Below are 15,781 nucleotides of genomic sequence, written 5' to 3'. Positions count from 1 at the left end.
ACTACTTTTTAATGGACGAATTTTACTACATAAGCTCAGATTTACTGGACATCGAAACTATTTGGAATGTTATTGAAAAGAAGCAAAAGCTACGTCTTTCTGACGAGGCCAAAGTAAATATCGAGAAATGTAGGAAGTTTTTGGACGAAAAAATAGCTTCGAACAAAAAACCGATTTACGGCATAAATACTGGGTTTGGTTCTCTGTGTAATGTAAAGATTGCCAATACGCACTTAAGTCAGTTACAAGAAAACTTGGTGATGTCCCACGCCTGTGGAACAGGGGATTTGGTGCCTCAGGAAGTAGTAAAATTGATGCTTTTGTTGAAAATTCAATCGCTAAGCTATGGGCATAGCGGCGTGCAATTAGAAACCGTCAACCGACTCATAGAGTTTTACAATGAAGATATTATTCCGGTTGTTTATACTCAAGGTTCCCTTGGGGCTTCTGGCGATCTTGCTCCGCTAGCACATTTATCACTTCCATTGCTAGGTAAAGGAGAAGTTTATTACAAAGGTAAAAGGATTTCTTCTGAAAAAGTGTATGAAGAAAAGAACTGGAATCCTATTCAGCTTCAATCCAAAGAAGGTTTGGCGTTGCTTAATGGTACTCAATTTATGAGCGCTTATGGTGTTTGGTGTATTATAAATGGATACAAACTATCCTATCTTGCCGATTTAGTGGGAACGATGTCTCTGGATGCGTTTAACGGATTAACGGAGCCATTTCATAAGTTGATTCATCTGGTAAGACCACATCGCGGACAAATAAAAACGGCAGCCCGTATTTTAGAATTTATAGACGGAAGTGAAATTGCGCTTCAGCAAAAAACACAGGTTCAAGATCCGTATTCCTTTAGATGTATGCCTCAAGTTCATGGCGCCTCTAAAGACGTTTTGGCGCACGTACGAAAAGTATTTAAAACTGAAATTAACTCCGTTACGGATAACCCCAATATTTTTATTGATCAAGATGAAATCCTTTCGGGAGGTAATTTCCACGGACAACCATTGGCGATGGCGTTGGATTATCTAGGAATTGCTTTGGCAGAGTGGGGGAGTATTTCAGAAAGAAGAACGTATCAATTAATTTCTGGTCAACGTGGGTTACCATCATTTTTGGTGAACGATCCTGGGTTAAATTCTGGTTTGATGATTCCGCAATATACCGCAGCCAGTATTGTTAGTCAAAATAAACAATTGGCAACGCCCGCTAGTGTGGATACCATTGTGTCATCCAACGGACAAGAAGATCATGTGAGTATGGGTGCTAATGGAGCCACCAAGTGTTTTAAAATAATGGAAAACTTGAAAACCATTTTGGCAATTGAGTTATTAAATGCTTCCCAAGCGCTTGCCTTTAGAAGACCTGCTAAATCGTCGCCGATTATTGAGAACTATTTTGAAAAGTATACAGAGAAAGTTCCTTTTGTAGGGAAAGACCGAATATTTCACGATGATATTGTAGAAACAATCCGTTTTATGGACAGTCTTGAAATGAATGAAGAAATCTTTAAAGATTAACGGAGTTTAATCTTTTTTCTGAAGAGTTAGCTGTTAGTTCGCTTCGATTGTGTCAATCGTCCATTCAACAGCACTTTTCACGTTTTTAAATAAAGCCATTTCTTTTCCGTAGAAATACTTTTCAATCTTGAAATTATGTTTGAAAATTTCTTTATCAGAAACAATAGCGACCGACTTTAAGTTGGAAAGTTCTTTAATGTAATTGTACAATGCGGGATTAATAGCGTAGGAGTTTTTACGTAGTGAAATGTACCCAAAATCCTGTTCCCTAAAGTGGACGTCTGCCACAGTTGCTAAGTCAGAGATATTTTCAAGTGTTAAATCAACTCCATCCTTAATTATACCAATAGCAAATTTCGAGTATATCTCTACCGTGCCAAAGTCCAAATTGTAGGACTTTATAAGCTTATAATTATCCGCAACAACATTCATGGCACAAAATTAATTGGTTTTCAAATAACATTTACTTCATTTGAGTAATATTAGATTAACTACCTGTTTTATTGGTTTTAATACCATTTCAAATTTGAAATGGATGATCGCAGTCAGATCTATTATTCTCAAAAAAAATTCTCGTTTGTATAATTTACAAAATAATATTGCCTTCCGAAAAAGAAAGGCAATATTATTAGTTTGATTATCAGTGAGTAAACTGCGGATGAAAATCTATTTATTTGGTTTCCAATTTAATTTTTTCTCAATAGATTTAATCATGAGTCCGGCAATGTCTATATCAGTAGCTGTTTCGATACCTTCTAAACCAGGAGAAGAGTTAACTTCCAACAACAAAGGTCCTTTTGAAGAACGAATAATATCAACGCCTGCAACATCCAGTCCCATGGCTTTTGTAGCTTTTATAGCGATTCTTTTTTCTGCGGAAGAAAGTTTAACAATCGATGCAGTCCCACCAAGATGCATATTTGCCCTAAACTCTCCTGGAGGTGCTTCTCTTTGCATAGCGGCAACCACTTTACCGTCGATTACAAAAATACGCAAATCCTTACCATTTGCTTCTTTTATAAACTCTTGTACCAGTATATAGGCGTTGAGACTTTTAAAGGCATTGATTACGCTCTCAGCAGCTTTTTTAGTTTCTGCTAAGACAACTCCTTTACCTTGTGTACCTTCTAATAGTTTGATGATTAGCGGTGAACCACCAACCATTTTAATAAGGTCATTCGTATCCAGTGGAGAATTTGCAAAACCTGTGGTAGGGATGCTAACTCCATTTTTCAGCAATAATTGAAGTGAAAAAAGTTTGTCCCTTGACTGACGTATCGATTCTGCTTTGTTCAAACAAGCTATGTTGATAGATTCAAAATGTCGCGCCAAAGAACAGCCATAATATGTCATACTAGGCCGTATTCTTGGGATAATTGCATCTAGGTCGTTTAAAATTTTTCCACCCCGATAGTGGATTTCCGGAGTTTCTGCGTCCAACTTCATGTAGCATTGGCGAATATTGAAAAACTCAACTTCGTGCCCTAAACGTTCACCGGCTTCAATAATTCTTCTATTACTGTATAAGTTTGGATTACTGGCCAAAAGCCCAATTTTAAGTCCGCCTTGATTTTGAACATTCGCCTTGTATCTTTTATTTACATCCTCATCGCTAAGATCTCCCAACATAAAACTGCTCTCAGGATCTACAATAAGTCTTCCCATCATGGCTTCTCTTCCCAGCAACATACGGTAACCCATGCTGTCGCGATTGGTGAGGGATACTTCAATATCCCAAGAAGTATCATTAATATTTAATGAGGTTTTAATGATATATCGGTTTTCCCGCGTACCTGTTGAGCTTTTAATAACCCTTTTATCTACAACCATGGCTTCACAATGAATCACTTTTTTTCCATTGTGCTGAATGGGATATACATCAAAAGTAACCCAAGTATCTTTATTTCTTTGAAAAGGCTGTATGTTGACCGCGTGCAGTGCCGATGTTTTGGCGCCACTATCTACGCGTACTTTGATGGTTGATATATCTAACTCTGGTAATGAAACCCATTCTTGGCTACCAATAATTGTTTTGTTGCTCATTTAATTTTTTTTAGTAACTAATTTTGATTTGCTTTCTCTTGAAAATAAAATGCAGGACCGTGTATTGGGTGCCTACAGATTGTATTGAATTAGCGCGAGAAAAACCATTATTCTTCTAATTTAAGAAGAAAAATGGAGGGAGTAAAATTAAATAAAAAAACGTGCGGTGAAAGACCGCACGTTATAAATAATTATTAAGTTTTCTACCCACTGGGGTGAGATTCTTTATTTTTTGATAGATACACGGAAGAACTACTGATAAATTCAGTCTGCCTCCGGTGTAATATCTATTTTAAGATTCAGTGGATTTTTCTGCTTTTTTAATATCCACAGTAAGTTCATCTTTATCAGTATCCAAATCCATTAGAATGCTGTCGCCTTCTGAAAGTTTGGATGTGATAATTTCTTCCGCCAAGGCATCTTCAATATATTTTTGAATGGCTCTTTTTAGCGGTCGAGCACCATATTGCTTGTCGAATCCTTTTTCAGCAATGTAATCTTTGGCTTTATCTGTTAATTTCAAGTTGTAGCCAAGACCACTAATTCTGATGTAAAGTCTTTCCAATTCTATGTCAATAATCTTGAAGATATCTTCTTTTTCCAAAGGATTGAAAACTACTACATCATCAATTCTGTTTAAGAATTCAGGAGCAAACGCCTTTTTAAGTGCATTTTCAATAACACTTCTTGAATGAGCATCGGCTTGTGCCTTTTTGGCAGAAGTTCCAAAACCAACTCCCTGACCAAAATCTTTAAGTTGACGCGCACCAATATTGGAGGTCATTATGATAATAGTGTTTCTAAAATCAATTTTTCTTCCCAAACTATCGGTAATATAACCATCATCCAGTACTTGAAGAAGCATATTGAACACGTCAGGGTGCGCTTTTTCTACCTCATCCAAAAGGATTACAGCGTATGGCTTTCTTCTTACTTTTTCCGTAAGTTGACCACCTTCTTCATAACCAACATATCCCGGAGGCGCTCCAATCAATCTTGAAACCGCAAATTTCTCCATGTATTCACTCATGTCGATTCGAATGAGGGCATCAACCGAGTCGAATAATTTGTTGGCCAATACTTTGGCTAACTGTGTTTTACCGACACCAGTCTGACCTAAAAATATAAATGAACCAATAGGTTTATCTGGGTCTTTTAATCCGGCTCTATTTCTTTGAATTGCTTTTACAACTTTACCAACAGCTTCATCTTGACCGATGACTTTTCCTTTAATAAGTTCTGGTAACTGTGCCAATTTTGAGCTTTCCGCTTGGGCAATCCTGGTAACAGGAACGCCGCTCATCATAGATACTACATCGGCAACGCTTTCATCAGTAACCGTTTCCCTATGAAGTTTGCTTTCTTCTTCCCATTTTTCCTGCGCTATGGATAAATCCTTTTCAAGACGTTTTTCGTCATCACGAAGTTTAGCTGCCTCTTCATACTTCTGTTTTTTAACGACAGAATTTTTAAGCTCTTTTACTTCTTCCAACTGTTTTTCCAGCTCAAGGATTTGCTTAGGAACTTCCATGTTGGTAATGTGAACCCTAGAACCTGCTTCGTCTAAGGCATCAATTGCTTTGTCTGGTAAAAAACGATCCGTCAAATACCTATTCGTAAGTTTTACACAAGCTTCAATGGCTTCATCAGTATAAGTCACGTTGTGATGCTCCTCGTACTTGTCCTTAATATTGTTAAGGATTTCGATGGTTTCTTCAACAGAAGTAGGCTCCACAATTACTTTTTGGAATCTTCTTTCCAAAGCACCGTCCTTTTCAATATACTGTCTGTATTCATCTAGCGTAGTAGCACCAATACATTGAATTTCACCTCTTGCCAATGCAGGTTTAAACATATTAGAAGCATCTAAACTTCCCGTAGCGCCACCAGCACCTACTATGGTGTGAATTTCATCTATAAATAAAATGATATCATCATTCTTTTCCAGTTCGTTCATTACCGCTTTCATACGTTCTTCAAACTGTCCGCGGTACTTGGTTCCAGCAACCAAAGAAGCCAAATCGAGCGTTACTACTCGTTTGTTATAAAGAATTCTAGATACTTTCTTTTTAACAATACGTAACGCCAATCCTTCGGCAATAGCACTTTTACCAACTCCGGGTTCCCCGATAAGGAGCGGATTGTTCTTTTTTCTTCGGCTTAGAATTTGCGAAACCCTCTCAATCTCTTTTTCCCTACCAACCACTGGGTCGAGTTTGTCCTCTTCCGCAAGTTGCGTAAGGTCCCTTCCGAAATTATCCAGAACAGGGGTTTTCGATTTTTTATTGGACTTAGGAGCATTTCCTGAGCTTCCAAAAGGATTGTCCCTTCCTTCATCGCCTGCGCCGGTTTCATCCGAAAATGACTCGGCAGCTGGAGAATCTATATAATCGTCATCACTTGTAATCATAAGCTTAAATTGTTCTTTAACATTATCATAGTCAATTTTAAGCCTGTTGAGCAGCTTTGTAGTCGGATCGTTTTCATTCCGAAGAATACAAAGTAACAAATGAGCCGTATTGATTGACGAACTTTGAAATAGTTTTGCTTCTAAAAAAGTTGTTTTTAAAGCACGTTCTGCCTGTCTTGTAAGGTGTAGGTTGCGTTTATCATTTGCCGCTACTCCCACTGCAGGATTGGAGGGACTCAATATTTCTACTTTCCTTCTTAAGTGTTCTAAATCTATGCTTAATGCTGTTAAAATATCTATTGCTTTTCCGTTTCCATCACGCAAAAGTCCGAGCATGAGATGTTCCGTCCCAATAAAGTCGTGCCCTAAACGCAGAGCTTCTTCTTTACTGTAGGCAATTACATCTTTTACTCTAGGTGAAAAATTATCATCCATACTTCTTCCTTTCTTTCTTCAATTAAAAATAGTAAAACAACTATAAGTAGGCAAAAACTATACCTTAATTTATATCATTTAAGACTAGTTTTAGCTAATAGACAAAAAAAAGCGTCAAAATCAAAAAAATTAACATTGATTTTATTAACGTTTCGAGCGGTTTCTTTTGTTGATAAAAACATGAAAAAAGCAGGTGTCAACACCCGAAAGCGTTCATAAAATGCGTATATTGGCACGATTTATAATTAAACCATAAATAAATATTTAATATGGCAGAAGGAGAAAAGCTGATCCCTATTAATATTGAGGACGAGATGAAATCGGCTTATATCGATTATTCGATGTCAGTCATTGTGTCACGTGCGCTACCAGATGTTAGGGACGGATTAAAACCAGTTCACCGAAGAGTTTTATTCGGGATGCATGAACTGGGGGTTAGATCTAACAGTTCTTATAAAAAATCTGCGAGAATTGTAGGAGAGGTATTAGGTAAGTATCACCCACACGGAGATACTTCTGTTTATGATACTATGGTGCGTATGGCTCAGAGTTGGAGCTTGCGTTATATGATGGTAGACGGACAAGGGAATTTTGGTTCTATTGATGGAGATAGTCCGGCAGCGATGCGTTATACAGAAGCGCGTATGCGAAAAATATCGGAAGATATGCTTGCCGATATCGACAAAGATACTGTAGACCACCAACTAAATTTTGATGATACTCTAAAAGAACCTAAAGTTCTTCCTACAAGAGTTCCTAACTTATTAATTAATGGAGCTTCGGGAATTGCTGTAGGTATGGCTACCAATATGCCACCACATAATTTATCCGAAGTAGTGGACGGGACTGTAGCTTATATAGAAAACAACGATATTGAAGTTGACGAGCTTATTGAGCACATAAAAGCCCCGGATTTTCCTACAGGTGGAATAATTTATGGGTACGATGGTGTTCGTGAAGCTTTTAAAACCGGTAAAGGACGCGTAGTTATGCGCGCCAAGGCTACCACTGAAGAGGTGAATGGTAGAGAATGTATCGTGGTGACCGAAATACCTTACCAGGTGAACAAGGCAGACATGATTAAGAAAACTGCCGATCTTATCAATGACAAAAAAATAGAAGGGATTTCGAACATCCGTGATGAATCGGATAGAAACGGAATGCGTATTGTTTACATCCTTAAAAGGGATGCAATTCCAAATATTGTTTTAAACACACTATTTAAATATACGGCGCTACAGTCTTCTTTCAGTGTAAATAATATTGCATTGGTAAAAGGAAGACCGCAACTGCTTAACCTTAAAGACATGATTCACCATTTTGTGGAGCATCGTCATGAGGTAGTGGTGCGTAGAACAGAATATGAACTTCGCAAAGCGGAAGAGCGTGCCCATATTTTGGAAGGATTGATTATTGCTTCTGATAATATTGATGAAGTAATCGCCATTATCCGTGGTTCCAGTAATGCTGAAGAGGCTCGTGAGAAGTTAATTGAGCGCTTTAAATTAAGTGAAGTTCAAGCGAAGGCAATCGTAGAAATGCGATTGAGACAGCTTACCGGACTGGAGCAGGATAAACTTCGTACCGAGTATGAAGAGATCATGAAGTTTATTGAAGAATGCAAAGATATTCTAGCCCGTAAGGAGCGCAGAATGGAAATCATTAAAGAAGAGCTTCTTGAGGTGAAAGATAAATATGGTGACGAAAGACGTTCTACCATTGAATATGCGGGTGGAGATTTAAGCATTGAAGATATGATTCCAGATGAGCAGGTGGTTATTACCATTTCCCATGCTGGATATATTAAGAGAACTCCGCTTACAGAGTACAAAACCCAAAACAGGGGAGGAGTTGGACAAAAAGGTTCATCTACCCGAAATGAGGACTTCCTAGAACATCTTTTTGTTGGAACGAACCACCAATACATGCTGTTCTTTACCCAAAAAGGAAAATGTTTCTGGATGCGGGTGTACGAAATTCCTGAAGGAAGTAAAACTTCAAAAGGAAGGGCTATTCAAAACCTGATCAATATCGAGCAAGATGATAAGGTTAAAGCGTTTATTTGTACGAAAGACTTAAAAGACGAGGAGTATATAAACAGCCATTTTGTCATAATGGCAACCCGCAAAGGGGTGGTTAAGAAAACCTCGTTGGAGCAATATTCGCGCCCTAGACAAAATGGTATTAATGCCATAACGGTTCGGGAAGGTGATGAGCTGTTAGAAGCTAAGTTAACCACAGGTAATAGTCAAATTTTGTTGGCGGTTAAATCTGGTAAAGCGATACGTTTTGAGGAAAGCAAGACCCGCCCAATGGGTAGAAATGCCTCTGGAGTTCGTGGTATTACCTTAGCCGATGACAATGACGAAGTGGTTGGAATGGTTTCTGTACATAACTTGGAAGAAAATATTTTAGTTGTTTCTGAAAATGGTTATGGTAAGCGTACTTATTTGGACGATCCAGAAGATGGCGAAGCCGTTTACCGAATTACCAACCGTGGTGGAAAAGGTGTGAAAACCATGTCCATTACTGAAAAAACAGGAGCTTTGGTGGCTATTAAGAATGTTTCTGATGATGACGACCTAATGATTATTACCAAAGCTGGGGTAGCTATTCGTATGGCTATTGAAGATTTAAGGGTAATGGGTCGTGCTACTCAGGGGGTAAAATTGATTAACCTTAAGAACGATTCTATTGCAGCCGTAGCCAAAGTAATGAAAGAGGAAGACGAAATAGAAGACATAGACAATATCGACGTTAACGAAGATGGCATAGATATTGATTCTAAATCAGCCGATAATGAACCCAATAATAACGATTAACACTTAACACAAATTTTTTTTACAATGAAAAAGCAAGTTTTATTAGCGTCTGCTGTATTGGTATCTTCTTTTGCAATGGCGCAAAGAAGCGAACTTAGAGATGCTGAAAAAGCCTTAGATAATGGAAGTGCTGCTCAAGCTAAAACTACCTTACAGGCTTTGTCATCTACCATAGAATCTGCAGATGATAAATACAAAGCAGAATATTATTTTTTAACCGGTAAAACGTATGCAGATCTTGCCAAGAAGAGTGGGGCAGATGCCGATTATGAAAAAGCAGTTGAGTTCTTAAACAAAACCATTGAGTTTGAAAAGAGCTACAAAACGAAATATACAGATGATGCCAATGAGGTTCTTAACAACCTTTCTGGAGACATCGTAAATGCTGCTGTAGAAGATAACAAAAACCAAAATTTTGAAGGTGCTGCTAAAAAGCTGCACATGGCTTACGAAATGACAGATAATCAAGATTATCTTTATTTTGCTGCTTCAAGTGCCGTAAACGGTGGTAATTTTGATACTGCTCTTGGTTATTACGAGCAATTAAAAGATGCTGGATATACAGGTGAAAGCACTGCATATGTAGCAACCAACAAAGAAACTGGTGAAGTTGAAAACTTAGGGACTGAGCAAAACCGTGACTTGATGGTTAAGAGTGGTCAGTATACAGATCCTAAGGAAGAAAAAACAGAATCCAGAATGCCTGAAATCGTTAAGAACATTGCATTGATCTACAACGAAAAAGGAGAAACTGAGAAAGCTGCTGAAGCTATTAAAGAAGCAAGAGCTGCAAACCCAGATGACATTAACTTATTGCTTACAGAAGCAAATATGTACATCAAAATGGGAGATAAAGCTAAATTCCAATCTTTAATGGAGGAAGCTATCCAAAAAGATCCAAACAATCCAACGCTTTATTATAACTTAGGAGTTATTCTAGGTGAGCAAGGAAACAAGGAGAAAGCTCAAGAGTACTACGAGAAAGCAATGGAATTGGATCCTGAGAATGAAAATGTTTATTTAAACATGGCTTCTTTAATCCTTTCTGATGAAAGAGCGATGGTTGAAGAAATGAACGGTCTAGGAAACTCTGCTGCTGATAACAAGCGTTATGACGAATTGAAGGCAGAGCGTGAGGCCCTTTACAAGTCAGCTGCTCCTTATTTGGAAAAATTGCTAACTATCAATCCTAAAAATGTTGATGCGGTAAGAACGTTAATGAACATTTATGGAACTACTGGTGAGCAAGCTAAGTATAAAGAAATGAAAGAAAAATTAGCTACTTTAGAGCAATAGTATTTCATTTACAATATAAAAAACGCCTTACAAAAATTGTAAGGCGTTTTTTATATTCCATTATTTGATTATCCATAACTCTTCATTAGAAATATATTTATTGTCAGGTCGAGCGCAGTCGAGACCTTGTTCATCAATAGATTGTAGTTAACGACCTCTCGACTGCGCTCGAGGTGACTTCATGTTATGAATAATTAAGGACAATCAGTTTCTATTATTTTTAATCTTTGTTAGGAATTCTCCCCGATTCGGTAGTAATTAAAACCTATCTCGTTTAACTTTTCTTTATCGAGAATTCTTCTTCCATCAAAAACAAAAGCTGGCTTTAGCATGTTTTTAAAAATAGTCTCCCAATTATAGTCCTTAAATTCATCCCATTCGGTTAAAACAGCAATAGCGTGGGCATCTTTGGTAGCTTCAACAGGGTCTTTGACCACTGTTACTAACTTGCGGTTTTCAGCCTCTGTTCGTGTATTTAAGTAATCCAAGTCAGCATAAATTCTTTCAGCACTTACTTTCGGATCGTACACCACTATCTCAGCTTGTTCCTCCAACAAAGCATCAGCAACATAAATAGCGGCAGACTCTCTTGTGTCATTGGTGTCTTTCTTGAATGCCCATCCGTAGAAAACAATTTTTTTACCGGAAACTGTGTTGTAAAGTGTACTTACGATATTGTTTGCAAATCGGGATTTTTGATAATCGTTTATTAAGATTACCTGCTCCCAATAGTCGGCCACTTCTTGTAAACCATAACTTTTGGCAATATAAACGAGATTTAGAATGTCTTTTTGAAAACAAGAACCTCCAAATCCGACTGAAGCATTCAAGAATTTCGGTCCGATTCTACTGTCCAATCCAATCGCTTTGGAAACTTCCTGCACATTGGCATCAGTTTTTTCGCAAAGCGCGGAAATTGAATTAATGGAAGATATACGTTGCGCTAAAAAGGCATTTGCAACCAATTTAGAAAGCTCAGATGACCATATATTTGTTTTTAGAATATGGCTTTTTGGCAACCAGTTTTCGTAGATGGCGCTCAGCGCTTCTTTTGCTTTTCCCCCGCTTGGTGTTTCATCACCTCCAATAAGAACTCTATCGGCATAGAGTAAATCGTTAATTGCAGTACCTTCTGCGAGGAATTCAGGGTTGGAAAGGATTTCAAAGTTTACTTCATTCCCAGTATTATCCAATATGTTTTTAATGGCTTGCGCCGTGCGTACTGGAAGCGTAGATTTCTCAACTACTATTTTATCAGTTTTGGCAACTCTCGCAATATTACGCGCACAAAGCTCAATATATTTTAAATCGGCAGCTTGCCCTTTCCCTTTTCCATAAGTTTTGGTAGGGGTGTTTACGGATATAAAAATCATTTCTGCTTCGTCGATAGCTTTGTCAACTTCCGTGGAAAAAAAGAGATTTTTATTTCTGGTTTCTGCTACAATTTCTTTCAGTCCCGGTTCGTAAACAGGCAATTTCTCTAAATCGTCGTTGTTCCAAGCTTTTATTCTTTCTGCGTTTATATCAACAACTGTTACTTGAATATCAGGACATTTATAAGCGATAACAGACATGGTGGGCCCTCCAACATAACCAGCACCGATACAACAGATTTTATTTATTTTTTTCAAAATTCAGGTTTTCAAAATAAGATTAATAGACACTACTGAAAAACCTACAAAAAGGAATCAGTTTTGCAAATATAAAAGCTTCTTACAAACTTATGGATATCTTCTTTAGGTTAATGTTTTAAAGTAGTTTTCGTAAATTTTCAAGTGTAAATTTTTGATTTAAAATGAATTAAAGTATTAATCGTCTTCTATTTTGAATTCAAAAACCATTCTATTTAACACGAATTTAATAAATAAACAGTTAACCGATTTTTAAACATAGTTCACCGAAATACAATATCGGCATGTGAATACTTTACTAATTTTAGTCTGTTCTTTTGAATATTAAATTGATTAATAGCAAGAAGTTGATTTAGTATGTAAGAACGTTTCTGTTTTCAGCATTTCATCAGTAAGTGCTTAATTCCAATTATTTTCTTCCGTAGTAATCAACTCACTTGGTTTCAGCTTTTAATGTCTTAAAACTGCGACTGGCCCAACCATCTTATCAAAATAGCTTGCCACTTATTATTAAGTTAATAAGGGTAAAATGATTACAGAAAAAACAAAAATATGGCTTTCATCACCGCACATGGGCGGACAAGAAGAATGGTATGTAAAACAGGCTTTTGATACCAATTGGATTGCCCCTTTGGGACCCAATGTAAACCTTCTTGAAGATAAAATTGCAGCCTTTTTACATGAAGATGTAGAAGTTGCCGCAGTTTCGTCTGGCACGGCGGCTATTCATCTAGCTTTGATTCTATTGGGGGTTTCCAACGGCGACGATGTTTTGTGCCAAAGCTTTACTTTTTCTGCTTCTGCCAATCCTATTTTATACCAAGGTGCGAATCCCATTTTTGTTGATAGTGAGAAACACAGTTGGAATATATGTCCCGATTTACTCGAGGAAGCAATTGTAGAACGTATTAAAAAAGGTAAAAAACCAAAGGCAATTATAGCCGTGCATTTATACGGTATACCGTATGATGCATTGCGAATAAATAAAATAAGCAAGAAATATGATATTCCTGTTATTGAAGATAGCGCAGAGGCTTTGGGAAGTTCTTATTTAGGAATAAAATGCGGCACATTAGGCGATTTCTCCATTTTATCCTTTAACGGAAATAAAATTATAACCACTTCCGGAGGAGGAGCACTTATTTCCAAAAGTAAAAAAATGAAGGAAAAGGCCATTCATTTAGCAACTCAGGCTAGAGACGATGCACCGCATTATCAACATTCTAAAACAGGTTACAACTATAGAATGAGCAACGTTGTGGCCGGTATTGGATGCGGACAAATGGAAGTGCTTTCAGAAAGAATTGCACAACGAAGAAGAAATTATCAGTTTTATAAAGAACAGTTAGAAGTTTTACCCCGCATTTCTTTTTTAGAAGAGAAAGAGGGCGTTTTTAGCAATAGATGGCTTACTACTGTTTTATTCGACTCTTTCTACACTCGGGAACTGGTTAGAACTGAGTTGCTTAAAGATAATATTGAATCTAGACCCCTTTGGAAACCAATGCATTTGCAACCCGTATTTGCTGAATCATCGGCTTACGTAAATGGCGTTTCCCAAGACCTTTTTGAAAGAGGCCTTTGCTTACCAAGCGGCTCTAACCTCGAAGAAGCAGACCTTTTTAGAATAACCAACCTAATAAAAAACACCTTACAAAAATGATTGTTAAATACCTAATCTCGAAAGCTCCTAAATACGCCTCCAAATGGTTGGTACTGGCTATTGATATTTTGCTGGTATTAATTACCTTTTTTCTGGTGTATTTTATACGATTCCACCTTACGTTTAATTTCAATATTGAAAATTTACTGCTTGAACTACCCATCATAGGTGTTTTAGCATTTGTAAGCTTTATTATAACAGGTTCCCATAAAGGGATTATTAGATACACAGGTGTTAAGGATTTAATGAACATATTTATGGCCGTATCCTTACTCGCAATACTTACATCGGGTCTGGTAGCGCTAAATAAAGAGTTGGCTATAGTCCCTGGATTAACCATTCCCATTTCAATAATTATAATGCATGCATTTTTAAATTTTGTAGTACTTGCAAAATCTAGGTTGGTATTTAAAATCACCTATCAGTATATAAAATGTAAGATGCTTTCCACTAAAAGAATTCTTATTTATGGTGCTGGGGAATCGGGAATTATGACGCATAATGCATTGATAAACAATATAGAACAAAAAAATAAAATAATTGCTTTTCTGGATGATGATAGTAAAAAGATAGGAAATAGCATCAATGGAACAACAATTATGGATAGTTCTTTGGTAGATGAAGATTTTATCAAACGTCATCAAATCAATGAAATCATTATTTCCATTCAGAATACGTCTTCAGAAAAGTTAAGACACCGTGTTGATAAATTAATAGATTACGTTCCGAATATTAAAATTGTGCCGCCTATTAATAAATGGATAGATGGAGAATTAAATGTTAACCAAATTAAACCGATTCAGTTGGAGGATTTATTGGATAGAACGCCCATTAAAATCGTCAACAAAGAATTGCAAAATGAATTTACAGACAAGGTTTTGTTGGTAACTGGAGCTGCGGGGTCTATTGGAAGCGAAATCTCACGGCAATTGTCTCGTTTCAATTTTAAAAAACTGATTTTACTGGATATTGCAGAATCGGCCTTGTATGATTTACAGCAAGAGTTAAAGCAGGAAAGCATTGAGAATTTTTATCCTGTGGTTTGCGATGTGAGGGATCAACATGCTGTAGAGCGTGTGTTTGAAATGTTTCAGCCAAATATCATTTTTCATGCAGCGGCCTACAAGCACGTTCCTTTGATGGAGAAAAATCCGTACGAGGCGGTAAAAATCAATGTCGGCGGAACACGCATGGTTTCTAAACTGGCCTTGAAGTATAAAGCAGATAAGTTTGTGTTGGTTTCTACGGATAAGGCGGTTAATCCAACAAATGTGATGGGCGCTACAAAGCGTACCGCAGAAATATTTATAGGTAGCTTACAGGAAGAGTCTACCCACACGAAATTTATCACTACCCGTTTTGGAAATGTTTTAGGATCCAATGGTTCCGTAATTCCATTATTTAAAAAGCAATTGGAAAAAGGCGGACCATTAACAGTAACACATCCGGAAGTCACCCGATTTTTCATGACCATTCCAGAGGCTTCCCAATTGGTTTTGGAAGCTGGAGTTATGGGAAAAGGAGGAGAGATTTTCATTTTCGACATGGGCAAAAGCGTAAAAATACTGTGCCTAGCCAAAAATATGATTCGTCTATCTGGATTGCGATACCCAGAAGATATCGATATTAAAATAACAGGATTACGCCCAGGGGAAAAATTGTATGAAGAATTGCTTGCCAATGGAGAGAACACCTTGCCAACCTATCATGAAAAAATAATGATTTCCAAAACGAAGGAAATGGACTATAAGCGACTCCAAGCAAAGATTGACTCGCTTTGTGTACTCAATTTATACCATGATAATAACATTATTGTGAAGAAGCTAAAAGAAATAGTACCCGAGTTTATTTCCCAAAATTCAGAATTTGAAAATCTAGACAAAAAAACATATCAAAGTAGAGTGCCCAACTATGGCATTTTACAATCCCTAAACTACGTACATCCTAACGCTATTTAA

9 protein-coding genes are annotated in these 15,781 nt (G+C 37.2%); 5 read left to right on the top strand and 4 right to left on the bottom strand.

Translation table 11 applies throughout. The features are described 5' to 3' along the window. Positions 1 to 11: 11 nt before the first annotated feature. Positions 12 to 1,523 carry a histidine ammonia-lyase gene (hutH, locus tag NDQ75_RS10700; protein WP_202027468.1) on the top strand — a complete coding sequence of 504 codons (1,512 nt, stop codon included), beginning with the start codon at positions 12 to 14 and terminating at the stop codon, positions 1,521 to 1,523. 33 nt (positions 1,524 to 1,556) lie between these two features. On the opposite strand, the gene NDQ75_RS10695 is transcribed toward hutH, so the two are convergent. From NDQ75_RS10695 to NDQ75_RS10685, 3 genes are all read right to left on the bottom strand, one after another. Continuing rightward, entirely contained in the window at positions 1,557 to 1,955 is a 399-nt protein-coding gene (locus NDQ75_RS10695) for an STAS/SEC14 domain-containing protein (protein ID WP_202027467.1), read from the bottom strand. Between the two features lie 234 nt (positions 1,956 to 2,189). Further along, entirely contained in the window at positions 2,190 to 3,566 is a 1,377-nt protein-coding gene (gene rimK / locus NDQ75_RS10690) for a 30S ribosomal protein S6--L-glutamate ligase (RefSeq protein ID WP_202027466.1), read from the bottom strand. A gap of 292 nt (positions 3,567 to 3,858) precedes the next feature. Beyond that, complete coding sequence (locus NDQ75_RS10685) at positions 3,859 to 6,411, bottom strand: ATP-dependent Clp protease ATP-binding subunit (protein WP_202027465.1); 2,553 nt, start codon at positions 6,409 to 6,411, stop codon at positions 3,859 to 3,861. 269 nt (positions 6,412 to 6,680) lie between these two features. Between NDQ75_RS10685 and gyrA the strand changes: the two genes are divergently transcribed. Together gyrA and NDQ75_RS10675 are read left to right on the top strand one after the other, a co-directional pair. Next, positions 6,681 to 9,233: a DNA gyrase subunit A gene (gene gyrA, locus NDQ75_RS10680; RefSeq protein ID WP_202027464.1), complete on the top strand. Its 2,553-nt coding sequence runs from the start codon at positions 6,681 to 6,683 to the stop codon at positions 9,231 to 9,233. Positions 9,234 to 9,257: 24 nt separating this feature from the next. Then, positions 9,258 to 10,529, top strand: a complete 1,272-nt coding sequence (locus NDQ75_RS10675) for a tetratricopeptide repeat protein (protein WP_202027463.1) — start codon at positions 9,258 to 9,260, stop codon at positions 10,527 to 10,529. A 230-nt stretch (positions 10,530 to 10,759) separates the two neighbouring features. On the opposite strand, the gene NDQ75_RS10670 is transcribed toward NDQ75_RS10675, so the two are convergent. Continuing rightward, positions 10,760 to 12,160, bottom strand: coding sequence for a nucleotide sugar dehydrogenase (locus NDQ75_RS10670; RefSeq protein ID WP_202027462.1), 1,401 nt, complete (start codon positions 12,158 to 12,160; stop codon positions 10,760 to 10,762). A 529-nt stretch (positions 12,161 to 12,689) separates the two neighbouring features. On the opposite strand from NDQ75_RS10670, the gene NDQ75_RS10665 reads away from it, so the two are divergent. Both NDQ75_RS10665 and NDQ75_RS10660 read left to right on the top strand, forming a co-directional pair. Further along, positions 12,690 to 13,823: a DegT/DnrJ/EryC1/StrS family aminotransferase gene (locus NDQ75_RS10665; RefSeq protein WP_202027461.1), complete on the top strand. Its 1,134-nt coding sequence runs from the start codon at positions 12,690 to 12,692 to the stop codon at positions 13,821 to 13,823. Next, positions 13,820 to 15,781 (top strand): polysaccharide biosynthesis protein, encoded by a 1,962-nt coding sequence (locus NDQ75_RS10660; RefSeq protein WP_202027460.1) that lies wholly within the window; start codon positions 13,820 to 13,822, stop codon positions 15,779 to 15,781. Before NDQ75_RS10665 ends, NDQ75_RS10660 begins: the two co-directional genes overlap by 4 nt.

The organism is Galbibacter mesophilus, from assembly GCF_023721415.1.
In the GTDB taxonomy this organism is placed as follows: domain Bacteria; phylum Bacteroidota; class Bacteroidia; order Flavobacteriales; family Flavobacteriaceae; genus Galbibacter; species Galbibacter mesophilus.
This window is presented reverse-complemented; position numbering and strand designations above follow the sequence as displayed.